23 protein-coding genes are annotated in these 22,990 nt (G+C 63.7%); 14 read left to right on the top strand and 9 right to left on the bottom strand.

All coding sequences use genetic code 11. From position 1 onward, the window contains the following. Positions 1–100: 100 nt before the first annotated feature. The gene (locus M1D44_RS12805; RefSeq protein ID WP_316852788.1) at positions 101–823 is read right to left on the bottom strand and encodes a ComF family protein; all 723 of its coding nucleotides are present in this window, start codon (positions 821–823) and stop codon (positions 101–103) included. A gap of 108 nt (positions 824–931) precedes the next feature. Between M1D44_RS12805 and M1D44_RS12800 the strand changes: the two genes are divergently transcribed. The 7 genes from M1D44_RS12800 to M1D44_RS12770 all read left to right on the top strand — a co-directional run bounded on the left by M1D44_RS12800 (position 932) and on the right by M1D44_RS12770 (position 7,417). Then, positions 932–1,873 (top strand): methyltransferase domain-containing protein, encoded by a 942-nt coding sequence (locus tag M1D44_RS12800; protein ID WP_112186078.1) that lies wholly within the window; start codon positions 932–934, stop codon positions 1,871–1,873. A 626-nt stretch (positions 1,874–2,499) separates the two neighbouring features. Then, complete coding sequence (gene coxB / locus M1D44_RS12795) at positions 2,500–3,756, top strand: cytochrome c oxidase subunit II (RefSeq protein WP_024976751.1); 1,257 nt, start codon at positions 2,500–2,502, stop codon at positions 3,754–3,756. A gap of 41 nt (positions 3,757–3,797) precedes the next feature. Further along, positions 3,798–5,402: a cytochrome c oxidase subunit I gene (gene ctaD / locus M1D44_RS12790; RefSeq protein WP_092973475.1), complete on the top strand. Its 1,605-nt coding sequence runs from the start codon at positions 3,798–3,800 to the stop codon at positions 5,400–5,402. A 61-nt stretch (positions 5,403–5,463) separates the two neighbouring features. Next, positions 5,464–5,592 (top strand): cytochrome oxidase small assembly protein, encoded by a 129-nt coding sequence (locus tag M1D44_RS12785; RefSeq protein ID WP_239498010.1) that lies wholly within the window; start codon positions 5,464–5,466, stop codon positions 5,590–5,592. A 49-nt stretch (positions 5,593–5,641) separates the two neighbouring features. Continuing rightward, a complete protein-coding gene (locus M1D44_RS12780) occupies positions 5,642–6,250 on the top strand; it encodes a cytochrome c oxidase assembly protein (protein WP_316852787.1) in 609 nt (202 codons plus the stop codon). Positions 6,251–6,254: 4 nt separating this feature from the next. Beyond that, complete coding sequence (locus tag M1D44_RS12775) at positions 6,255–6,467, top strand: DUF2970 domain-containing protein (protein WP_024976749.1); 213 nt, start codon at positions 6,255–6,257, stop codon at positions 6,465–6,467. Between the two features lie 89 nt (positions 6,468–6,556). Further along, complete coding sequence (locus M1D44_RS12770) at positions 6,557–7,417, top strand: cytochrome c oxidase subunit 3 (protein WP_024976748.1); 861 nt, start codon at positions 6,557–6,559, stop codon at positions 7,415–7,417. A 126-nt stretch (positions 7,418–7,543) separates the two neighbouring features. Here M1D44_RS12770 and M1D44_RS12765 read toward each other — a convergent pair whose 3' ends face one another. Continuing rightward, positions 7,544–7,753 carry a twin transmembrane helix small protein gene (locus M1D44_RS12765; protein WP_024976747.1) on the bottom strand — a complete coding sequence of 70 codons (210 nt, stop codon included), beginning with the start codon at positions 7,751–7,753 and terminating at the stop codon, positions 7,544–7,546. Between the two features lie 69 nt (positions 7,754–7,822). Between M1D44_RS12765 and M1D44_RS12760 the strand changes: the two genes are divergently transcribed. The 5 genes from M1D44_RS12760 to M1D44_RS12740 all read left to right on the top strand — a co-directional run bounded on the left by M1D44_RS12760 (position 7,823) and on the right by M1D44_RS12740 (position 12,034). After that, positions 7,823–8,593: an SURF1 family protein gene (locus M1D44_RS12760; protein ID WP_024976746.1), complete on the top strand. Its 771-nt coding sequence runs from the start codon at positions 7,823–7,825 to the stop codon at positions 8,591–8,593. A 52-nt stretch (positions 8,594–8,645) separates the two neighbouring features. Continuing rightward, positions 8,646–9,302 (top strand): SCO family protein, encoded by a 657-nt coding sequence (locus tag M1D44_RS12755; RefSeq protein ID WP_024976745.1) that lies wholly within the window; start codon positions 8,646–8,648, stop codon positions 9,300–9,302. A gap of 3 nt (positions 9,303–9,305) precedes the next feature. Then, positions 9,306–10,397, top strand: a complete 1,092-nt coding sequence (locus tag M1D44_RS12750) for a COX15/CtaA family protein (protein ID WP_316852786.1) — start codon at positions 9,306–9,308, stop codon at positions 10,395–10,397. Positions 10,398–10,417: 20 nt separating this feature from the next. Then, positions 10,418–11,359, top strand: a complete 942-nt coding sequence (cyoE, locus tag M1D44_RS12745) for a heme o synthase (RefSeq protein WP_024976743.1) — start codon at positions 10,418–10,420, stop codon at positions 11,357–11,359. 69 nt (positions 11,360–11,428) lie between these two features. Then, on the top strand, positions 11,429–12,034 hold the full coding sequence (locus tag M1D44_RS12740) for an SCO family protein (RefSeq protein ID WP_024976742.1): 606 nt from the start codon (positions 11,429–11,431) through the stop codon (positions 12,032–12,034). Positions 12,035–12,102: 68 nt separating this feature from the next. Here the strand turns inward: M1D44_RS12740 and rpoH are convergent, their stop codons facing one another. Further along, positions 12,103–12,996 carry an RNA polymerase sigma factor RpoH gene (gene rpoH, locus M1D44_RS12735; RefSeq protein WP_419177600.1) on the bottom strand — a complete coding sequence of 298 codons (894 nt, stop codon included), beginning with the start codon at positions 12,994–12,996 and terminating at the stop codon, positions 12,103–12,105. A 235-nt stretch (positions 12,997–13,231) separates the two neighbouring features. Next, positions 13,232–16,150: a diguanylate cyclase domain-containing protein gene (locus tag M1D44_RS12730; RefSeq protein WP_316852785.1), complete on the bottom strand. Its 2,919-nt coding sequence runs from the start codon at positions 16,148–16,150 to the stop codon at positions 13,232–13,234. Between the two features lie 241 nt (positions 16,151–16,391). Here M1D44_RS12730 and M1D44_RS12725 point away from each other — a divergent pair, with 241 nt between their 5' ends. Together M1D44_RS12725 and M1D44_RS12720 are read left to right on the top strand one after the other, a co-directional pair. Next, complete coding sequence (locus M1D44_RS12725; RefSeq protein ID WP_024976739.1) at positions 16,392–16,796, top strand: OsmC family protein; 405 nt, start codon at positions 16,392–16,394, stop codon at positions 16,794–16,796. Positions 16,797–16,809: 13 nt separating this feature from the next. Further along, positions 16,810–17,679: a pirin family protein gene (locus tag M1D44_RS12720; protein ID WP_316852784.1), complete on the top strand. Its 870-nt coding sequence runs from the start codon at positions 16,810–16,812 to the stop codon at positions 17,677–17,679. A gap of 14 nt (positions 17,680–17,693) precedes the next feature. Here the strand turns inward: M1D44_RS12720 and ybiB are convergent, their stop codons facing one another. The 5 genes from ybiB to M1D44_RS12695 all read right to left on the bottom strand — a co-directional run bounded on the left by ybiB (position 17,694) and on the right by M1D44_RS12695 (position 22,969). Continuing rightward, complete coding sequence (gene ybiB, locus M1D44_RS12715; protein ID WP_316852783.1) at positions 17,694–18,704, bottom strand: DNA-binding protein YbiB; 1,011 nt, start codon at positions 18,702–18,704, stop codon at positions 17,694–17,696. A gap of 169 nt (positions 18,705–18,873) precedes the next feature. Continuing rightward, on the bottom strand, positions 18,874–19,677 hold the full coding sequence (locus M1D44_RS12710; RefSeq protein ID WP_024976736.1) for an ABC transporter ATP-binding protein: 804 nt from the start codon (positions 19,675–19,677) through the stop codon (positions 18,874–18,876). A gap of 19 nt (positions 19,678–19,696) precedes the next feature. After that, on the bottom strand, positions 19,697–20,548 hold the full coding sequence (gene ntrB / locus M1D44_RS12705) for a nitrate ABC transporter permease (protein ID WP_316852782.1): 852 nt from the start codon (positions 20,546–20,548) through the stop codon (positions 19,697–19,699). Between the two features lie 55 nt (positions 20,549–20,603). Next, on the bottom strand, positions 20,604–21,884 hold the full coding sequence (locus M1D44_RS12700) for a CmpA/NrtA family ABC transporter substrate-binding protein (protein WP_316852781.1): 1,281 nt from the start codon (positions 21,882–21,884) through the stop codon (positions 20,604–20,606). A gap of 446 nt (positions 21,885–22,330) precedes the next feature. Then, positions 22,331–22,969, bottom strand: coding sequence for an ANTAR domain-containing response regulator (locus M1D44_RS12695; protein WP_045202488.1), 639 nt, complete (start codon positions 22,967–22,969; stop codon positions 22,331–22,333). Between the last annotated feature and the right edge of the window lie 21 nt (positions 22,970–22,990).

Below are 22,990 nucleotides of genomic sequence, written 5' to 3'. Positions count from 1 at the left end.
GGGGGGAATTTCGGCGGCGAGCTTATCCACATTGGGAAGGGTTGTCACCTCGCCACAGCTTGGCACAGGTGGCGCGACACAATGTCGCATAAGCACGTAATCAGGGCGTGCGCAAGGCGACAACGTTGGTGACGCGGGTGGCGCCGGCGCGTTTGAGTTGCGTGGCAATCTCGCCGAGGGTTGCGCCGGTGGTCATCACATCGTCAACGACGCCGACGTGGCGCCCCGCGATGCGCGCAGGCTCGGCGACAACGAATGCACCGTGCAGGTTGGTCAGCCGCTCGGCACGGTCCAGCGTGGCCTGGGCGGGGTTGTCGCGCACACGGTGCAGGGCGTTGGCCTGGGCGGGAATGTCCAATTGGCGCGCCAGCCTGCGGGCAATCTCCCACGCCTGGTTGTAGCCGCGCGAGCGCAGGCGTGCGGGCGAGAGCGGCACCGGCAGAAGCACGTCCGGCAAGCCGCCGGGCGCAGCGGCGAGTGCGTTGCGCAATTGGTCCGCCAGCCAAGATGCCAACGGCAATTGCGCCCGAAATTTCAACCCAGTGACAAGGTGGTCAAGCGGCCAGCCGTAGTCGGCAATGACGACGGTGGCGTCAAAGTCGGGCGCGCCGGCCAAACAGGCGTGGCAATGTCGAGCGGCATGCCGTGCCTCCAGTGCGATCGCACATTGGATGCAGCGCCGCCTGTGCAGATGCGGGGCCAGATCGCCCATGCAGCCGCTGCAGACAAGGCCGCTCTGCACCGCGCCGCAAAGCGCGCAGGCACACGGCAACAGATGACGCAGGCCGGCACGAAACCATGCCGATAACGCGTGTTTGTGCATACAAAAAGCCGCTATCCAAGCCGATTTGCGGCCACTGCGCTATCGGACGGCGCCTCAAACTGCGGGCCGGTATACTTGGCAACCGCAGTATTCCGCCCGGTCTTGTCGATGTCTGATCCCGCTCTTGCTCGTCCTGCCGCCTTGCGGCGCGCCTTTGATCGCCGCGCCGCGCGTTTCGCCGACGTGGATTTCCTGCTGCGCGAAGTCGGCAGTCGCATGCAGGACCGGCTGTCCTACATCAAAGCCACGCCCACGCGTGCGCTGGATTTGGGCTGCGGCCTGGGACAAGGCTTGGCGGTACTGCGCGCGCAATATCCGGACGCACAGATCTGCGGGGTCGACTGGTCGTCCGCCATGCTGGCGCAGGCGCAGAAACTCGACCCGCAGCGCACCGATGCCGGGTGGCTCGGACGGCTTCTGAAGAAGCGGCCGGTCTTTGATTTTGCCCAGGCGGACTTTCGCGCGCTGCCGTTCGCCGGGGCGTCATTCGATCTGCTGTGGTCGAATCTCGCGCTGCACTGGGACCCGGCGCCGCACGCAATCTTTCCGGAATGGCACCGCATCACCACGGAGGGCGGGCTGCTGATGTTCAGCCTGTTCGGCCCCGACACCTTGCGCGAGCTGCGCAGCGCTCTGGCCGGCATCGACGCGGGCGTCCATACGTTGCGCTTTGTTGATATGCATGACATTGGCGACATGCTGGTGCATAGCCGCTGGTCCACGCCCGTCATGGACATGGAGCAGCTCACGATCACCTACGAAACGCCGCAGGCGCTGCTGGCCGATGTGCATTTGCTTGGCGGCATGGCTGGTTTGACGGATGAGGCGGGTCGCAGCCTCGCCGGCGCTGGTCTGCACACGCCGCGCTGGCGCCAGCGGCTATTCGACGCACTCGATGCGCAACGCAATCCCGACGGGCTGATTCCGCTCACCTTCGAAATCGTTTACGGCCACGCCTGGAAGCTTGCGCCGACCCAGCGGCAGGCGTTGGACGAGCAGGGCCGGGCGATGATTCCAATCGATCAGATCGGTCGCAAACCGCGCGTCTGAAACGGTTTTAATGCGGGAACGGCATTGGCTCCACGTTGTCAAGCCGGGACTTGCATAAAGGCGCTTTACCTTGTTTGGGGTCAATCGCGGCCATATAATGCGCCAGTTTGTCGCAGCAGTCCCCCCAAAGGCCTATCCCGTTTTTTGCCACGGGCGAACCGTTCGGGTATGCATCCGAGGCAGGAGTGGTTCAATGCACGACATTGAAACCGCGCTCCACCCAGCATGCGGCGCGTCCACCATCTCGGAATCGCCGCGCAAGAACTGGCTCATGAAGCGAAACTGCTCGCTTTCAACCTGCCAGATTGGCTGGTCCACTCCCTTGGTCGTCATTCCCCCGTTCGTAATCGCTTGGTTTTCTGTCTGGCAACGCGCGTGATTGGTGTTGCCTGACGCGGGGCTGGAGGTCGCGATTCTCGGATGGGCATTGCTGTACTATGCCCGCCACGCCTCCGATTATGGGCAAGTCAAGCTGGAGATGGCCGGCCCGTGATCTAGCAGGTGAGCGTCAGGCGGCGCAAGCTTGCGGACGAGCTTTCCCGGTGTTTGGGACACGGGCAACCAACCCAGGTCTCATGAGCCGCGCACCGGGGCAGAGTGGAATCTGTCAATTGGGTAGATAAAAAATGAAAATGTTGAATAAGACATTGGCAAGTTTGCTGGCGGCAGGCTCTCTCCTCGCCCTCAGTCAAACGGCCCTGGCAGTGGAAGACATGCCGGGCGGCCCCGCAGTGCGGCAGCTCAATCTCGCGCCTCCGGTCACCAAGATCGCCGCCGAGATCCATTGGCTGCACTGGATGATGCTGATCATCTGTATCGTGATCTTCATCGGTGTATTCGGGGTGATGTTCTACTCCATTTTCAAGCACCGTAAGTCGGTCGGCCACAAACCGGCGACGTTCCACGAAAGCACCACGGTTGAAATCATCTGGACCATCGTGCCGTTCCTGATCGTGATCGGGATGGCGCTGCCGGCCACCAAGGCCGTGGTCGCAATGAAGGACACCACCAATTCCGACCTCACCATCAAGGCCACCGGCTACCAGTGGAAGTGGGGTTACGACTACCTGAAGGGCGAAGGCGAGGGCATTTCGTTCCTCTCCACGCTCACCACGCCGCGTGACCAGATCAACAACCAGGCGCCCAAGTCGAACACGTACCTGATCGAAGTCGACAACGAACTTGTCGTGCCGGTCAATCGCAAGGTGCGCATCGTCACCACCGCCAACGACGTGATCCACTCGTGGATGATCCCGGCGTTTGGTGTGAAGCAGGATGCGATTCCGGGCTTCGTGCGCGACGCATGGTTCAAGGCTGAGAAGGTCGGCGTGTATCGCGGCCAGTGCGCCGAACTGTGCGGCAAGGAACACGCCTTCATGCCGATCGTGGTGCGCGTGCTTTCGCAGGACGACTACACCAAGTGGGTCGACGGCAAGAAAAAGGAAATGGCCGCCAAGGCCGATGACCCGAACAAGACCTACACGCTTGAAGAGCTGAAGTCGCGCGGCGAGAAGGTCTACACCGCCAACTGCGCGGTCTGCCACCAGCCGAACGGCAAGGGCGGCGGTCCGTTCCCGGCGCTCGATGGTTCGAAGATCGCGAATGGTCCGCTGGCTGACCACGTGAATATCGTCCTGCATGGCAAGAATGCGATGCCGCCCTGGGCTTCGGCACTCAACGATGTGGAAATCGCCTCGGTCATCACTTACGAGCGCAACAACTGGGGCAACCACACGGGTGACCTGCTGCAGCCGACGCAAGTGAAGGATGCGCGCGGCGGCAAGATGCCCGAAGGCGGCGGCGCCAAGACCGCTGCAACTGAATCCGCCGGCAAGGTGGCGTCCCAACAAGCGAACGCGGCCGAAGACCGCAACGCTGGCTGATTGATCGTCTGCGTGACGAACCGAACCCTAGGAGTTCCTCGATGAGCACCGCTGTTACGCACCCGCAAGATCACGCGCACGGTCATGGAGACGACCACGCGCACGACCATCCGCATGGCTGGCGCCGTTGGCTGTTTGCGACCAACCACAAGGACATCGGTACGCTGTACCTGCTGTTCTCTTTCATGATGCTGCTCTCGGGCGGCACGCTGGCCCTGCTGATCCGCCTTGAGCTGTTCCAGCCCGGCCTGCAGTTCTTCCATCCGGAGCTGTTCAACCAGTTCACCACGCTGCACGGCCTGATCATGGTGTTCGGCGCGATCATGCCGGCCTTCGTGGGCTTTGCGAACTGGATGATTCCGCTGCAGGTTGGCGCCTCCGACATGGCCTTTGCGCGGATGAACAACTTCAGCTTCTGGCTGCTGCCGCCTGCGGCGCTGCTGCTGGTGGGCTCATTCTTCGCACCGGGCGGCGCCACGGCTGCCGGCTGGACGCTCTATGCGCCGCTGTCGGTGCAGATGGGCCCGGGCATGGACATGGCGATCTTCGCGATCCACATCATGGGTGCATCGTCGATCATGGGCGCGATCAACATCATCGTGACCATCCTGAACATGCGCGCGCCTGGCATGACGCTGATGAAGATGCCGATGTTCTGCTGGACGTGGCTGATCACGGCGTACCTGCTGATTGCCGTGATGCCGGTGCTGGCAGGTGCGATCACCATGGTGCTGACCGACCGCCACTTCGGCACGAGCTTCTTCTCGGCCGCCGGCGGTGGTGACCCGGTGATGTACCAGCACATCTTCTGGTTCTTCGGGCACCCCGAGGTGTACATCATGATCTTGCCGGCGTTCGGTATCGTCAGCCAGATCGTGCCGGCCTTCGCGCGCAAGCCGCTGTTCGGCTACAGCTCGATGGTGTACGCCACGGCTTCCATCGCCATCCTGTCGTTCATCGTGTGGGCCCACCACATGTTCACGACCGGCATGCCTGTGACCGGCCAGCTGTTCTTCATGTACGCGACGATGCTGATCGCGGTGCCGACAGGCGTGAAGATCTTCAACTGGGTCGCCACGATGTGGCGCGGCTCGATGACATTCGAGACGCCCATGCTGTTTGCGATCGGCTTCATCTTCGTGTTCACGGTGGGCGGCTTCACGGGCCTGATCCTGGCCGTGGCCCCGATCGACATCCAGCTGCAGGACACGTATTACGTGGTGGCGCACTTCCACTACGTGCTGGTGGCCGGCTCGCTGTTCGCGCTGTTCGCGGGCTTCTACTACTGGGGTCCGAAGTGGTCTGGCTACATGTACAGCGAGACGCGCGGCAAGATCCACTTCTGGGGTTCGATGATCACCTTCAACCTCACGTTCTTCCCGATGCACTTCCTGGGCCTGGCTGGCATGCCGCGTCGCTATGCCGACTATCCGCAGCAGTTCGCCGACTTCAACGCCGTGGCGTCGATCGGTGCCCTGGGCTTCGGCCTGATGCAGGTGTATTTCTTCTTCTTCGTGGTGCTGCCGTCGTACCGCGGTGGCGAGAAGGCTGCCGACAAGCCGTGGGATGGCGCGGAAGGCCTCGAGTGGACCGTGCCGTCGCCGGCACCGTTCCACACCTTTGAAGAACCGCCGCACGTGAAGTAATGCAGGTGTCGCGGGGCAGGCTGCCGATACTGGCGCCGGCCCCGCGATCCTTCGGACAACGATGTCGAATCCAGAAAAAAGCCCAACGCCCGAGCAACGCGCTGCCAATCGTCGCCTGGGGTTCATCCTCGGCACGATCGCGTTGGTTTTCTTTTTGGGTGTGATTTTCAAGCGCGTGGTGTTCGGCTAGCCCGACAGGCGACGCGCTGATCGCCGAACCGAGATTTCGCGAGACCCCTATGAGCCAGACACCGGCACAGCCGGACCCGACCCAAAACGACAAAGTATTCGAGCGCGGCCTGAACCGGTCCATGCTCGGCAAGCTGGCCGTTGTGGTCGTGATCATGTTCGGCTTCGGCTACGCGATGGTGCCGCTGTACAAGAAGATCTGCGAGCTCACGAACATCAACGTGTTGAACACACGGGATGAAGATGGCGGCGCGCTGCGCAACTCGCAGGTCGACAAGACGCGCACGATCACGGTGGAATTCGATTCGAACAGCCAAGGGCCGTTCCGCTTCCGCCCCGTCAAGAACAGCATGGATGTGCACCCCGGCGAGATCAACCAGATCGTCTACGAGGTGGTGAACAAGGAGGGGCGTACGGTCGAGGCTCAGGCCATCCCCAGTTACGCGCCCAAGCAGGCAACCGAGTTCTTCAAGAAGATCGAGTGTTTTTGTTTCAAGCAGCAGACGCTGACGGCCAACGAATCACGCGAAATGCCGGTGGTGTTTGTGATTGATCCGGATCTTCCCAAGGACGTGAAGACGATCACCTTGTCCTACACTTTCTTTGAAATCCACGCGCCGTCGGCCATTGCGCCGGCGATGCCGAACAAGGGAACGTGAGGACATGGACGAACTGAAGGAAGCGACCAAGCGACGCGCATCATTCGCACAGACGATGAAGGCGGTGTTCTGGTCCTTCTTCGGTGTGCGCAAGGGTCGCGATCATGACCGTGACATGGCGCAGTTGAATCCCGTGCACGTGATCATCGCGGGCATTCTGGCCGCGGTCATGTTTATCGTTGTGCTGCTGTTGATCGTGCGGGCAGTTGTCGGTTGAGGATTGAGAAGGTTGAGGAGACGGCCCGCGAAGCATGGGCTGGGCAACATCGAGTGGATTCCTAAAAAAATAGAGCTGGAGAAAAAGAGATGAGTGCGAATCGAGCAAACGCTCCGTACTACTTCGTGCCCGGGCCCTCGCGGCATCCGATTACGGCAAGCCTTGGCCTGCTGATCGTGCTGCTGAGCTCCGCTGCATGGGTGAATGCTCAGCCGTGGGCACCGTGGACATTCCTGATCGGCCTGCTGTGGTTCCTCTTTGTGCTGCGTGCGTGGTTTGCCGACGCCATCTCCGAATCCGAGACCGGCAAGTACGGCGACCGCGTGGATGCCTCGTTCCGCTGGTCGATGAGCTGGTTCATCTTCTCGGAAGTGATGTTCTTCGCGGCGTTCTTCGGCGCGCTGTTCTATGCCCGCACGATTGCCATGCCGTGGCTCGGCGATCTGAACAACAAGCTGCTGTGGCCCGACTTCAACGCGCTGTGGCCGAACGCCGGCCCGGCCGGCACGGTGACGCCATTCACGACGATGGGTCCGTGGCCGATTCCGACCATCAACACGGCGCTGCTGTTGACCTCCGGCGTGACGCTCACGTGGGCACACCATGCGCTGCGTGAAGGCAAGCGCGCGCAGGTCATCCAGGGCCTGCTGCTGACGATCCTCCTGGGCTTCACGTTCATGGGCTTCCAGGCGTTCGAGTACATCCATGCCTATCACGAACTGAACCTGAAGCTGACCTCGGGTATCTATGGTTCAACGTTCTTCTTGCTGACGGGCTTCCACGGCTTCCACGTGACGATGGGCGCGATCATGCTGTCGGTGGTACTGGGCCGCGTGATCAAGGGCCACTTCACGCCGGAGCATCACTTCGCGTTCGAAGGCGCTGCGTGGTACTGGCACTTTGTGGACGTGGTGTGGCTGGGTCTGTACGTGGTGGTGTACTGGCTGTAAGGCAGTATGGGACTGGGGTGGCGCTGCGTCGCCCCGTAGCTCTGCCGACGACCGGCGAAGACAATGCCGCAGACGGGACACCGCTGCGGCGTTTTCGTTTTTCTGGCGTGAGAGATTTGCCGGTGGCTATTGGCCGAAGCGGATGCCAGTACTGTGAATCCACCCCAGCCGGTTCGCGACCAGGATGAAAATGAACAGCGCGATCGAGAAACCGACGCGGAACATCAACGAGCGAACGGTGCGGTTGCTGTGGCCTTTGTCCCGCATCAGGAAGAACAGCGCGGAGGCAAGGCTGCCGAGGATCAGCAGAAACGCAATGGCAACGACGATGCGCATGGAGGGCTGCGGGTTGGGCGATGAAGGGTTGGAAATGGCTGCCGAGCATTATCTCACCGAGGCCACGCAATGACCGTGCGCGTGCCGATGCGACGTTGGTTTGCGCCTGTCCCGATGCTGGCGGGTGTGGCGCTGATCGCGCTCACGTGCTCGCTTGGGCGTTGGCAGCTTTCGCGTGCGCACGAGCGCATCGAGCGGCAGGCCCGCATCGTAGCGCTGGAAAATGCGCCCGCCCAGCGCATCACTGCTCAGCCCGTGACGGCAGATTCAGTGATGTACCGGCCGGTGCTGCTGCGTGGAACGTTCGACGTGGCGCACACGGTGCTGCTGGAGAATCGCCCACACGTCACCAACGACGTATCGCGCCCCGGTTTCGAGGTGCTCATCCCGCTGAAGCTGGAAGGGGCGGGCGGGCGGGCGGTGTTGGTCAACCGGGGCTGGTTGCCGCGCGATCCGGCCGACCGCACGCGCATCGCGCCATACACCACGCCAGCGGGCGAAGTGCAGGTCGAAGGGATGGCGGTGCCACATGCCAGCCGGGTCTTCAGTCTGGGCCGCAAGGATGGCGCGGATGAAGTTGGCCAGCGACTTAGGCAGAATATCGACCTCGACGCGTTCTCGCGCGAAATCGGCGTGCCGCTCCAACCGTTTGTGGTGCAGCAGCAATCCGACGCGCAGGACGGCCTGGTGCGCGATTGGCCGCGTGCAGACTTGGGCGCCGACCGCAATTACGGCTACGCATTCCAGTGGTTTGCGATGGCAGCGGCGGTGCTGGGGTTAATGGTCTTCTACAGCGTGCGGCGTTATCGCCGCCTGGCGGGCACGTCCGGGCCCGCTTGAACACGAACTCGCGTTGCGGCTTAGTGCCGCAGCTGAATGTATTGGGAATCACATGGTGAATCAGGAATCCGCACCCGGCGCGCCCGGCACACTCGGGGCGTCCGAAGATCCGCGCATCGACGCGCGTACGCGCCGCGGCCGCTTGATGATGCTGTTCCTCCTGCTGGTGTGCGCCTCGCCGGTGATCGCGTCGTACCTTGCGTATTACGTCTTCACCCCGGCCGGCGGCAAGGCGGCATACGGCGCGCTGGTCGATCCGCAGCGCCCCATTCCGACCGGCCTGATGGTGCAGGACGAGCACGGTGCCGAAGTGCCACTCGCCAGCCTGAAGGGCAAATGGCTGATGGTGTCAGTGGATGCCAGCGCCTGCGACGACAACTGCGCGCGCAAGCTTTTCACCATGCGCCAACTGCGCATTGGTCAGGGCCCCGACCGAGACCGCATTGTCCCCGTCTGGCTTGTGACCGACCGCGGCGAAATCGACCCGCGCCTGATCAAAGCCTACAACGACGATTACGGCGCCGTGCGCTTCCTGCGCGCGCCCGAACTGCCGAAGAACTGGCTGGGCGACGGCAAGACGCCGCCCACGGATCATCTCTTCCTGGTCGATCCGCTTGGCAACCTGATGATGCAGTTCCCGAAAGATCCGGACCCGAAGAAGGTGCGCGGGGACATGGCGCGGCTCTTGAAGTACTCGCGCATCGGATAAGCCATGCTGCTGCAACTTGCTTCCATCGGCATCCTGATCGCACTGATCCCGCTGTGCTACGTGCTGGTCAAAGGCGATCGCAACAAGTACCGCAAGCTGGTGTGGATCACTGCTTTCCTGACGCTGGACCTGATCATGTTCGGCAGCTTCACGCGTCTGACCGATTCGGGTCTCGGTTGCCCGGATTGGCCGGGCTGCTACGGCACGTCCAACCCGTTCCACGCACGTGACGACATCCATGCCGCACAGGCCGCCATGCCGAGTGGCCCGGTCACGTGGATGAAGGCGTGGATCGAGATGACGCATCGCTACTTCGCGCTTGCTTTGGGCGTTCTGATCATCACGCTGGTGGTGCTCGCGTGGCTCAAGCGCAAGGAACTGAAGCAATCCCCGTGGTATGCAACGGCCGTGCTCGCACTGGTGTGTGTGCAGGGCGCCTTTGGCGCCTGGACGGTCACGCTCAAGCTACAGCCAGCCATCGTGGTGACGCACTTGCTGTTGGGCATGTCGCTGCTGGCCGCGCTGATCTGGCTCGGCTGCAAGAACGATGTGCCGCGGGTGGTGGATGAGCGTGGCGCGTCATTGCGTGTGGCAGCGGCCATCGGGCTCGTGCTGCTCATTGTGCAGATTGCGCTGGGCGGCTGGGTCAGTACGAACTACGCTGTGCTGGCCTGTACAGATTTTCCGCTGTGCAACGGCCAGTGGGTCCCGCCGATGGACTTTGTGCATGGCTTCACGTTCTGGCGCCAGCTCGGCAAGACCGCGGGCGGCGATTTCATCTCGCACGATGCGCTGGTCGCCATCCATTGGACGCACCGCGTGTTTGCAGTCGTCGTGCTGAGCTATCTGGCGTGGCTGGGCTTGCGCGCTCGTCGCATTGGCGGCATCGGCCGTGTCGCGACAGTGCTGCTCGTCGTGCTGGCCGTCCAATTAGCGACCGGCCTTTCGAACATCGTGCTGGGCTGGCCGCTCCTGGCTGCCGTGGCGCATAACGGCGGCGCGGCCGTGCTGCTATTGCTGATGGTGCGTCTGCATTACCTGATTGGGCTCGCACAAGCGCGGGCGCCGATGTCTGTGGCGGCTGCCGTCGTCTGAAAGCTGTCTGACCGTTTTTTATGAATACCGTGGCAACCCCAACAACTTCCACTCAACTTCCTGGCTGGCGAACGACCGCATCGCAGTATGCGGCGCTGACCAAGCCGCGCGTCACGCAGCTTGCCGTGTTCTGCGCCGTGATCGGCATGTTCCTGGCCACCCCGGGCATGGTGCCGTGGCCGGTGCTGATTGGCGGCGCGGTCGGCATCTGGCTGTTTGCCGGCGCTGCCTTCGCCATCAACTGCCTGGTCGAGCGCAAGATCGACGCGATGATGCGCCGCACGGCCTGGCGCCCCTCAGCCAGCGGTGAGTTGGGCACGCGACAGATCCTGGTGTTCTCGGTGGTGCTGGGCGGTGCGGGCATGTGGACGCTGCACGTGTTCGCCAACGACCTGACGATGTGGCTGACGTTCGCCACCTTCATCGGCTACGCGATCATCTATACCTTGCTGCTCAAGCCGGCCACGCCACAGAACATCGTGATCGGCGGGCTGTCTGGGGCGATGCCGCCGGCGCTGGGCTGGGCGGCCGTCGCCAACAGCGTGCCGGCCGAGGCTTGGATTCTGGTGCTGATCATCTTTACCTGGACGCCACCACACTTCTGGGCGCTCGCGCTGTACCGCCGTGCCGACTACGCCAAGTCCGGCCTGCCGATGCTGCCGATCACGCACGGCGAGAAGTACACGCTGCTGCATATCCTGCTGTACACGCTCATCATGATCGCCGCGACCATCCTGCCGTTCGTCTACGGCATGAGCGGCTATATCTACCTGGCGACGGCGCTGGTGCTCGGTTTCGGCTTTCTCTCGTATGCGTGGCGCATGTACCGCAAGTATTCGGACGCACTGGCGCAGAAGACCTTCCGCTACTCGATCATCTACCTGTCGATCCTGTTTGCCGCACTGCTGGTGGACCACTACTTCAAGTTCGGCCCCGCGCTCATGCAAAGCGCGGCGCTGTGACGCACAGGGCCGCCAGCAAGCATGTGCCGTTGGCGTTACGCTAGGCGGTCTGTTTCCAACACGATGACCATGCTTTCTTTCCGACACTTCCGCGCCGCGCTCTTCGCCATGCTGGCCGTCACCGTGATGGCGCTGACGGCGTGCAGCGACAAGCCCGCTTTCAAGAACCTCGACATCACCGGGTCCAAGAGCTTCGGCACCGATTTCTCGCTGACGGACCACACCGGCAAGCGCCGCACGCTCGAGGATTTCCGCGGCAAGGTCGTCGTCATGTTCTTCGGTTACACGCATTGCCCCGATGTCTGCCCGACCACGCTGGCCGAACTGCGCGCAGTGATGGACACCCTCGGCAAGGACGCCGACCGCGTCCAGGTGCTGTTCGTCACCGTCGACCCGGAGCGCGATACGCAAGACCTGCTGGCCAAATACGTGCCCGCGTTCGATCCGCGCTTCATCGGCCTGCGTCCGGCAAACGAAGCTGAACTGAAGAAGGTCGCGTCCGACTTCAAAGTGTTCTACAGCAAGGTGCCGGGCAGTTCGCCCGACAACTACACCATGGACCACACCGCCGGCAGCTACATGTTTGATCCAAAGGGCAACCTGCGCCTGTTCATCAAGCACGGTCAGGGCCCCGAGCCGATCGCCCACGACATCAAGCAATTGCTCGCCGACTGATCTTCGATCGTCGCACAAAGAAAAAGCCCGCCAGTTTGGCGGGCTTTTTTATGGCGGAGGCGGGCAGCTTAGGCGAAGGCCTGCAGTGCACCCTTCATCTTCTTCATCGCGGCCGATTCGATCTGTCGAATGCGCTCGGCTGACACACCAAACTCGTCAGCCAGCTCGTGCAGCGTCGAGCCGCCCGATCCGTCGTCGTTCACGTTCAGCCAGCGGGCTTCGATGATGCGGCGGCTGCGGTCGTCCAGCTTGGCGAGGGCGGCTTCGATGCCTTCGCTTTGCATACGGTCGTTGCCACGCGCTTCGATCACGCGGGTCGGCTCATTGTGCGTGTCCGCCAGATAGGCGATCGGAGCGAAGGATTCTTCGCCGTCGTCCATCTGGCCTTCGAGCGCGATGTCGCCGCCCGAGAGGCGCGTTTCCATCTCGCGCACTTCGGCGCCCTTGACGTTCAACTCGGCCGCCACGGCGTCGATCTCATCCGACGTGAAGGTCGCCTGCGCGTCCTGCTTGTGGCTGCGCAGGTTGAAGAACAGCTTGCGCTGGGCCTTGGTGGTGGCCACCTTGACCATGCGCCAGTTCTTCAGGATGTACTCGTGCATCTCGGCTTTGATCCAGTGCATCGCGTACGAGACAAGACGCACGCCCTGATCCGGGTCGAAGCGCTTGACGGCCTTCATCAGGCCGATATTGCCTTCCTGGATCAAGTCGGCATGCGGCAGGCCGTAGCCGAGATAGCCGCGGGCGATCGACACCACCAGACGCAGGTGCGAGAGCACCAGACGGCGGGCGGCATCGAGATTGTCGTTGTCGCGGTATTCGCGGGCCAGACGTTGTTCTTCTTCGGCCGACAGCATCGGCACACGGTTGACGCTTTGGATATAGGCGTCGATGTTGCCCAGATTGCCAGGGAACGCCAGCGCCCATCCATTACCGGCGTTGCCGGACGGCTGGGTGGCGATTGCGGAAACGGTATTCACGGGGATGACTGCGTTCACTCAGGACTCCTGTCGAAATCCAGTGGAGGTTTGGAAAGGCATCTTAGCACTCCAACCGGATGAGTGCTAATAGGACATTTTTGTCCGGTTAATAGTTCCCGTAAATCAAGGTGTATTCATCGATAGTGTGATGTTTGCGACGCAACAAAAAGCGTGTCATGTCCAGTCATAGACCGTGGCGGGGGTTATCGGTTCTCGACTATGCCGCCGTGTTGCGGCCGCGTGACTTAGCCCAATAAAGTGCGCGATCGGCTTCGCGCAGGGCGGCGTCTGGGTCACGCACTTCGGAGCCCGGGCAGGCGACACCAATGCTCGTCGTGACGTGCAGGACGGTATCGCCCGACAGATTGATGGGCGGCCGGATCGCGCCAACGATCTTCTGCGCGGTGTGCAGCGCATCATCCGGGGCGTCGATCGGGTCGAGCAGGATGATGAACTCGTCACCTGCGAGGCGGGCGACGGTGTCGGTGCGGCGCACGGCACGTTGCAGGCGGTGCGCGACCTCCACCAGCACAGCATCGCCGGCGGCGTGGCCGTAGGTGTCGTTGATGTGCTTGAAGTGATCCACGTCCAGATACAGCACGCCCAGCGGCGCGGGCAGGCGCTGACGGCGTTCCAGCGCGGCGCGCAGGCGCTCGTAGAGTTCGTAGCGGTTGGGCAGGCCGGTGAGGGCATCAAAGCGCGCCATGCGCGAAAGCTCCATCTCGCTGCGCTTGGCTTCGGTCACGTCCTGCACAAAGGCGTAGAAACCGCAGCGGCCGTCGCGCGCTTCTCCGGCATCGGGGACGAGCTGGCCGCGGAAATGCCGGGTGCGGCTGCGCGGGCCGGCGGTGTGCGGCTTTTCGTACCACGGCGCGGTGATCTCGAATTGGACGGATTCTCCGCGCTGGGCGCGCACCAGATACGGTGCCAGCAAGGCGTACGTGCCCGGCGTGAACACCCGTTCCGGCGTTTGGCCGCAGACCTCCTCGGGCGTGCGCTGCAGCCAGCGCGCATGCGTGACGTTGCAGAAGGTGAAGACGCTGTCGGGGTTGATGTGCGACACCAGCAGCGGCGCGTTGTCGAGCACGAGCTTGAGTGCGCGTTCACTGCGCGCCAGGGCCAGCTCGGCGCTCGTGCGGGCCGTCAGATCCTGCAGCACCGAGAAATAGCCGCGCAGCGTGCCGCGATCATCGTAGTCAGGAAAGTAGTGGCCGCTCAGGTAGCGGGGCACGCCGGTGCGCACGGACTGGATCTCGAATTGCACCGGGTAACCGGCCAGCACCTCCGTCATGTAGGGCAGCAGCGCGCGGTAGTCCTCGGGGGTGTAGATGTCGCGCACATGGCGGTCGAGCGTCTCATCTTCATTGCGGCCGAAGGCTTCGAGCAGCGTGCGGCTGGCAAAGCGGACGATGCCGTCGGGGTCGACATAGCTGAGCTGCGCGGGCACGTTGTCGGCCACCAGGCGCAGTTGTTCGCGGCTGGCGCGCAGGGCGTCACGGCGGCGCTCGAGGCTTTCGTTGGCGGTGCGCAGCGCGCGTTCGGACGCGGCCAGCCGGTTGGCAAACGGCCGCACCGTCAGACGGATGGCCAGCACGCTGCCGATCATCAGGCACAGCATGAAGGCCGCAAGCCGCTCGAACTGCACGCGCATCGGGGCGTACAGCTCGGCGCTGGCGATCTTGCTGATCAGTGCCAGACCCGTGTGGCCGATGGGCGTATAGCTGAACGACGTCGGCATGCCGTGGATGTCCTGCCACTGGCCGTAGCCGGCCTCGCCCGCCAACGCCAGGCGCGACGGCAGGGGCCGGTGGTCGACCGTGAGGGGCGGCAGCTCGAACACATAGGCATCGAAGCGCTGCGGAAACGACATGGCGCGGCCGCGCGCATCAAAGCCCGACATCGCCAGCGTTTCCGTCATCCCCGTACCGCGTTGGCTGTTGTAGCGGCCTGTCATATGGGCGAGTGGTTGCTCGGCGACCAGCCAACCGATCTGCATGCCGTCTGCCATGACGGGCGTTTCGGTGCGCATGGCAAAACCGTGTACCCATTGCAGCGTGACACGCTCGGGCGCGAGGCCGACGTGCAGCGGTATCGACAGTTCGGGTTCAAGCGTTTGCGTCCCCAGGCTGACGATGCCCTCGCCCGCGAGCGTACGCAGTTGCAGGTACGAGTAGCCTTGCTCGCGATACGCCTGCAGCGCACGCTCGCTGCGCAGGCGCGCTGCGTTGTCGGCCGGATGGCGCAGCACTTCCTGGATGTGCGTGGCGGCGGCCACCAGGCGGGGGCTTTCCGCGCGCATGGCCAGCAGTCGGTCGAACTCTTCAGCGTAGCTGGACAGGGCTCGCGCCCGTGTGGTGCCGAATGTCAGTGTGGCGCTATCCACCTGGATGATGAACGCCGTGACAGTGGCCCCCAGGCCCGCCAGCACCACACAGCCGCCGCTGATCCACACGATGGTGTCTTCCGGCGACAAGCGCAGGCGCAACAGGCCAGGATGCCGGGCTACCGCGGCGCACAGTGTGCCCGTGATCACCAGCAGCGAGCAGACGGCGGCCGCGTCCGGGGCGTGCCATCGCAGCCACGCCGGGTACAGATATTCGAGTGCCATGGCGCGGCCGAGCAGGTCGCCAGCGCAGAGCAGCATCGCCAAGCCGATGAGTCCCCAGAACCACTGCGCGCGGTGCGGTTTGCGCAGGGTGGGCACGAGGCTGAGAGCCGTCGCCGATGCGGCTACCGCCAGCGCGTGGCTGGGGTGCATGCCGCCAATCCATCCGGTCACCCATTGGCGGCCGAGCCAGGCGTGCAGGCCAGGAAAGTCCAACCCGATCGGCCATCCCGTGATCATCTCGGCCAGCCGCAGCGTGGACAGCACCGCCACCGCGCCGCCCAGCCCGCGTGCCGCCCGGTCTGCCCACAGGGCGTCTGGTAGCACCGCTCCAACGAGCAGCGCCCCCAGGCCAGCGCCCAACAGCGTCAGGTTGATCCCCGTGGCAAACACGATCAGCAGGCGGTCCGTGCCCAGCCTCACCGCCCATGGCCAATGCTGCAGCCAGCCGACCATCACGGTCAGCCCAATCAGGACGAGGAGAAAGCCGATGCCGCCGGCAATGGCGACAAGCGGCCGGCGAGTAACCATGCAGAGGACGCGTAAGCGGGGCGGTTTCAGGGCGGATGTCTTCTAACCGGAAGATCGGCGGAAAACCGCGCCGCTTGAGCGTTTCCACCCAAATGGGTGGGCTGAATTGCCATGTCTGCAATGTCGAGTGATCGAAGCGCCAATAAATGCGCTGCACTCCGCACATCGCGCCACCTCCCGTGCCTTCACGCAAGTTAGCTACACTGCCCGGACATCGCAGACACCGTTACAGGAGCCGTCAATGACCATCGTCGTCAGCAAGGACACCGAAGGCCTTTTCCGTCACAAGGTCACCTTCCCCGAAGGCGTGACCTACACTGACGTGCCCAAGCCGACGGGCGAGGGCAGTGCGCCCGATCCGCACGCCTACTTTGACGCGGCCCTGGCCAGCTGCAAGGCGCTGACCGTCACGCTCTATGCGCGCCAGCGCAAGTACCCGCTCGATTCGATCGACGTGGCCGTCGAGCACGACGGCAGCCAGGAGCGCCAGGGCCGCTACAAGCTGCGCACCGTGCTGACCCTGCATGGCGATCTAAGCGACGAGCAACGTGCCGACCTGCTGCGCGTAGCCGGCAAGTGCCCCGTTCACAAGCTGATGACCGAGGTGGAGATCAGCATCGACACCGAACTTGCCGAGCGCGCCTGAGGAGCTTTCCGCCATGACTTCCATTCAGCACATCATCGGCCCGCACGTGCGCGATCTGGGCGGTTTCTCGGTTAAGCGCGTGCTGCCCTCGGCGGCGCGCCAGACGGTGGGGCCGTTCATCTTCTTCGACCACATGGGCCCCGTGGATTTCGCCCCCGGCGAGGGCATCGACGTGCGTCCGCACCCGCATATCGGCCTGGCCACCGTCACGTATTTGTTCGACGGCAGCATGGTCCACCGTGACAGCCTCGGCAGCGTGCAGACCATCACGCCCGGCGATGTGAACTGGATGACGGCCGGCAACGGCATCGTCCACTCCGAGCGTTCTTCGCCCGAGGGGCGTGAAAAGGGCGCCCGCGTGCATGGCATCCAGACCTGGGTGGCGCTGCCGAAGAATCAGGAAAAGGTGGACGCCAGCTTCGCCCATCACGCCGCCGACACGTTGCCCAAGCTCGAATGCCCTGGCGTGCAGGGCGTAGTCATCGCGGGGGATGCGTTCGGGCTGACGTCGCCCGTGAAGGTGAGTTCGCGCACGCTGTATGTGGCGCTGGAACTGGCGGCCGGTGCGTCGCTGGTGATTCCGCCCGAGCATGCAGACCGAGGGCTATATCTTGTCGACGGCGCCGTCAGCATCGATGGCGAGGCGCTCGACCCGCAGCACCTCGCTGTGCTGGAACCTGGCGGTGACGTGACGCTCACCGCACAGGTGTCGTCACGCGTGATGCTGCTGGGCGGTGACCCGACCGACGGCCACCGCCACATCTACTGGAACTTCGTCGCCAGCAACAAGGCTGACATTGAAGACGCCAAGCAGCGCTGGGAGAACGACACCTTCGCCCACGTGCCGGGCGAGACGGAGCGCATTCCGCTGCCGTCCAAGTAAGACCGAGCGATCGATCAGGCAGCCTGCGCCGGTCGTGCACACCGCACGATCGCGCGGACCTGCTTGGCGATCGGCTCCGGCACCGGCTGCTTGCCGTCGAGCACCGCTTCAATCCACCGCGCCGTTGCCGCCACGTCCGTCCCCGCAGGCAATTCAGGCGGCGTATCGCTCGATCCTTCCACCGCCTCAATCACGGTTTCGTGTGATCCGTCGTGCAGCCACTCCACCGCGCTGCCGCGCCGTGCATCGGCCACGGTCTCGCCTTCGGTGCCGCGTGCGAGCAGCACATTGGCCGGATGGCGCAGGAAGTAATCAGTGAGCGTGTCGCGGTATTCCGGGTGTGTGTAGCTCACCAGCCGTAGCGCCTCGTGCGGTGCGTGTCCGCCAATGGGCTGCAGCATCTTCACCACCGTGTGGGCCGAATTGCGTAGGCCGACGATCTCGCGCTTGTCCAGCAGCGACGCCAACTCGGGCGATAGCACGTCAATCGGCACGAACGCCAGCCGATCGCTCTCCAGGCGCTCACGTGCTTCGTCCATGTGTTCGCAGACGGGCCAGCCAAGCGCTTCGAACAGCGCGGCCGTGGTGATGCGGCCGTCGAAGCGGCGAATGCCATGCACCAGCACCGGCACCCCTTCGCGCGCCAGCAGCTTGGCCAGCAACGGCACGAGGTTCGGCTGGCGGCGGGCACCGTTGTAGCTGGGGATGACGACCGGCAACGCGCGCTCAGGCGTGTCCGGTGCCGGCAGCGGCCGGCAGTGCGCATGCGAGGCTTCCAGCATGCCGTCGAGTTCTTCCGGGGTCTCGCCTTTGATGCGGTAGGCCATGAGGATGGCGCCGAGCTGCACGTCGGAGATGCGGCTTTCCAGCATGGCGGTGAAAAGCGCGCGGGCGTCGTGCTTGACCAAGGCACGGGCGCCGTCTGCGCCGCGGCCGATTTCCTTGATGAAGCGGGCGGCGGGGAAGGGGCCGGTGGAGAGGGCGTCTTCAGCGGCGTTGTCGGGGAGGATGGGGGGAGCGGGCATTGTTCATGGCGCGGGTGATTGGCTTGGGGTTGATCATAGCGCTGTGGATTCTGCGCTGGCGCCATGGGGTGGTTTTTTTGCGTCCTGTGGTGCGTCCCTTGTTTCAGCCCCGGCAGGGGGGAAAGGGAGGCAGACCACCAAGGCCAAAACCCAGACCCAACAACAGACCTCAAGCCGCCTCCGCCACCGGATGCCGCTGCTTCCGATAAAGAAAATCCAGCACCGCGGTCCGACAAGCGTGATACGCCGGATCATCCGCCAACGCCATCCGATCCCGTGGCCGCGCCAGCTCTACCTTCAACACTTCACCGATGGTGGCAGCTGGTCCATTGGTCATCATCACGATCCGGTCAGCCAACAAAACAGCTTCATCCACGTCATGGGTGACCATCACCACCGTGCTGCCGGTGGCGGCAACAATCTTCAGCAGCTCATCCTGCAGATGCGCGCGCGTGAGTGCATCCAGCGCGCCAAAGGGCTCATCCATCAGCAGCACCTTCGGCTCCATGGACAGCGCCCGCGCAATCCCCACCCGCTGCTTCATCCCGCCGGAGATCTCGTGTGGATGCTTCTGCTCAGCATGCGTGAGCCCCACCAGCGCCAGCGCCGCATGCGTGCGCTCACGCAATTGGGCCTTCGTCTCGGTCTTGCCAAACACACGCTCGACGGCGAGATACACGTTGTCAAAGCACGTGAGCCAAGGCAGCAGCGAGTGGTTCTGAAACACCACCGCCCGATCCGGCCCTGGTCCGGCGATCTCCCGTTCGGCCAGGATCAACCCACCCGTGGTCGGCCGCGTGAGCCCGGCAATGAGATTGAGCAACGTCGATTTGCCGCAGCCCGAGTGGCCGATCAATGCGATGCACTCACCGCGCGCGACGGTCAGGTCGATGTCGCGCAGGGCAACGAACGGGCCCCTCTTGGTCTTGAACGTCTGCCCGACGTTTTCGATGCGCAGGAATTTGTCTGTCATGGCGATCCCCCCATTTACCTCAAACCGCGTCGTATGAGAAGCGCCGTGCAATCGCCAGCAGCGCGTGCTCCAGCAGCAAGCCCACCACCCCAATCACGAAGATGGCGATGACGATGTGCTCGACCTTCAGGTTGTTCCACTCGTCCCACAGCCAGAAGCCGATGCCGACACCGCCGGTGAGCATCTCTGCCGCCACGATCACCAGCCACGCGGTGCCGATGGACAACCGCACGCCCGTCAGCATGTACGGCAGCACGGCGGGAAACAGCACGCGCGTGAACACCTTCCACTCAGACAGGTTCAGCACACGCGCCACGTTCAGGTAGTCCTGCGGCACGCGCGTCACGCCCACGGCGGTGTTGATGACCATCGGCCAGATCGAGCAGATGAAGATCGCCCAGATGGCCGCCGGGTTGGCCGACTTGAACAGCAGCAGCCCGATCGGCAGCCACGCCAGCGGCGACACCGGCCGCAGCAGGCTGATGATGGGCGAGGCCATCGCATTCAGAAACGCAAAGCGCCCGATGATGAAGCCCGCCGGAATGCCGATGACCGCGGCCATGCCGAAGCCCGCACCCACGCGCGCCAGCGACGCCAGCACGTTCCAGCCCACACCTTGGTCATTCGGGCCATTGCGGTAGAACGGATCGGCAAACAGTGTGACCGCCGCTTTCCACGTCACCGCCGGTGTGGGCAGCGCCGGGATGGCCGAGGCGATGCCCTGCCAAGCCAGCACGAACAGTGCGAAGCCCAGCGCGGGCGGAAAACCTTTCACTACAGCTGCAACAAGCCAGTCGCGCGCAACCAAGCGGCGACGTTCAGGGGCGGCGTCGGACTGCACGCCGGACAACGTTTTGACGAGCGTGTTCATGTCGGGCTCCATCGACGTGAAGGACCGCAATCGGAAAATCAGGAGGACAGCAGCGTCAGGCTTTCAGCTTGAAGCCGTCGGCATACGCGGCGGGGTTCTTCGCATCCCACACCACGCCGTCGATCAGCTTGGCGGTGCGCATGTCGCTCTTGGGCAGCGGTGTGCCGGTGGCGGTCGCCGCCTGCTTGTAGATGTCGACGCGGTTGACCTGCTTGGCCACGGCCAGGTAATCCGGATGCGCCTTCAGCAGGCCCCAGCGCTTGTGCTGTGTGAGGAACCACATGCCGTCTGACAGGTATGGGAAGTTGACCGCCCCATCGTGATAGAAGCGCATCGGGTCCGGGTCGTCCCAGGTCTTGCCCAGGCCGTTCGAGTAGCGGCCCAGCATGCGGTCGAGAATGATGTCCATGTCGGTGTTGACGTAGGACTTGGCAGCGATGGTCTCTGCCGTCTTGCGGCGGTTCGATGCCGACGCATCGATGAACTTGCTTGCCTCCAATACCGCAGCCGTGAGCGCGCGTGCCGTGTTCGGATACTTCTGCACGAACTCCGCCGTGGTGCCCAGCACCTTCTCCGGATGGTCTTTCCAGATGGCCTGTGTGGTCTCGGCGGTAAAGCCGATGTTGTCGGCAATCGCGCGGGCGCCCCACGGCTCGCCCACGCAGAAGCCATCCATGTTGCCCACGCGCATGTTGGCCACCATCTGCGGCGGCGGCACGGTGATCGCCTTGGCGTCCTGCAGCGGGTGGATGCCGTGCGCGGCCAGCCAGTAGTACAGCCACATCGCGTGCGTGCCGGTCGGGAAGGTCTGCGCGAACACATATTCGCGCTTGTCCTTCGCCATGACGGCCTTCAACGACGTGCCGTCCTTGACGCCTGCTTCCTTGAGCTTGGATGACAGCGTGATCGCCTGGCCGTTGTTGTTGAGCGTCATCAGCACGGCCATGTCCTTCTTGGGGCCGCCGATGCCGAGCTGCACGCCGTAGATCAAGCCGTAGAGCACGTGCGCCGCATCCAGGTCGCCCGACACCAGCTTGTCGCGCACGCCGGCCCACGAGGCTTCTTTCGATGGCGTGATCTTGATGCCGTACTTCTTGTCGATGCCCAGCGTGGACGCCATGACCACCGAGGCACAGTCCGTGAGCGGGATGAAGCCGACCTTCAGCTCCGTCTTCTCGGGCGCATCGGAGCCGGCGGCCCAGGCGCCGGCACGCACCAGCGGATCGATCAATGCCACGGCACTGCCTCCTGCAATCGTCGCCGCGGCTTTCATGATGCTGCGGCGCTTGGGGTTGATCGGATTGACGAGGGCGTCGGTCTTGTCTGGCGCGGCCATCCATGGCTCCAAAGAAAAGGCGTCCCGACGCGCGCTATCGCCCATCGCAGAGGAGGGGTCGCAGAGCTGTGCGTCGGGACGCCGTTGTCCCATGCCGATACCCACGTTGGCATCGGCTTCGCAGCGACACTTGCAAGGGGTATGCCAACGTTGAGCAATGGGGCTCGGCGTTCCGAGTTCAGAGCTCGGCGCGCGAGGCTTTTAACTCGGCGGTTGAGGTTAGGAACTCAGCGCGTGAGGCTTTTAGCTCGGCGGTTGAGGTTCGGAACGCGGCGCGTGGGGCTTTTGGCTCGGCGGTTGAGGTCCGGAACTCGGCGCGTGAGGCTTTTAACTCGACGGTTGAGGTTCGGAACTGAGCCTGTGAGGTCCGGAAAGCCGCGCGCGACTGGTGCGTTTCCAGCGCCGGAGTTGTGCGACGCACCAAAACTGGGCGGTGGCCCGACCGCTCAACTGGCCATTACATCGATGACGCGTTGGGCGGCTTCCACCAGCTTGATGTTGCGGTCCATGGCCATTTTGCGCAGGCGCTTGAAGGCGTCGTCTTCCGACAGGTTCATCTGCTTCATCAGCAGGCCCTTGGCGCGTTCGAGCACCTTGCGCTCGGCCAGCTGCGTCTTGGCGGTGTCCAGTTCGGCGCGCAACGCACTCTCGTGCTCGAAGCGAGCGTAGGCCACGTCCAGCACGGCCTTGACGCGCGTGGGCTTGATGCCGTCGACGATGTAGGCCGTGATGCCGGCGGCAAACGCCGTCTTGATGCGTGTGGCGTCGTCGTTGTCGGTAAACAGCACGATCGGGCGCGGCGCGTGCTGTGTGGCCACGCAGACGTGCTCGATGGTGTCCCGCGCGGCCGATTCGGACGCGACGATCACCATGTCGGGCTGTGTCTCTGCAATGCGCTCCGGCAGCGTCAGGTCGGCATCCGCCAGGCCCACGTCAACAAAACCGGCCTCCGCAAGGCCGGCGCGGATCAGCTCCAGGTTGATCTGTTCAGCATCGAGCGGATCGCGCACGAGCAGCACGCGCATCGGCGCGGCCGGGTGCAGGGCGGCGGGCGGGGCAGATGGGGCGGGCGGTTTCGTTTGCATGGTGCAAAGTGGGGCAGGGTG

The sequence above is a fragment of the Ralstonia sp. SA306 genome, assembly GCF_054792405.1.
Note: the sequence above shows the minus strand (reverse complement) of the source record. Positions and strands in the feature narration are given on the sequence as shown.